The following is a 275-nucleotide window of genomic DNA, read 5'->3' on the forward strand; positions in this document are numbered from 1 at the left end:
TATCCGAAGAGCGGGAGCTTGTATTCCTTGTCGGTCTTTACATACCCAGGCAGGCACAGGCGGGTAAAGCCCTGCGGAAGCAGAGCACCTACCGCGGTATAGCCCTCCTCCAGCGGCAGCATCTCACCGCTCTCGGGATCCATTCCGATGGCGCGGGTGTTCGGCAGTCCGACCAGCGTTGCCCCTTCCGGCAATGGAATTAATTCATCCTCCAATATTTCAACGATCATATCTGCGCTGCGGGCTAACCCGAACAGCTCGGGATGATCATAGAC

The 275-nt window shown here is 57.1% G+C and carries 1 protein-coding gene; it reads right to left on the reverse strand.

All coding sequences use genetic code 11. The features are described from left to right. The coding region (locus ACSNOG_RS33310) for a hypothetical protein (protein WP_436756404.1) at window positions 1-275 on the reverse strand (275 nt) is incomplete at both ends.

The sequence above is a fragment of the Streptomyces sp. URMC 124 genome, assembly GCF_051386455.1.
GTDB lineage: Bacteria > Actinomycetota > Actinomycetes > Streptomycetales > Streptomycetaceae > Streptomyces.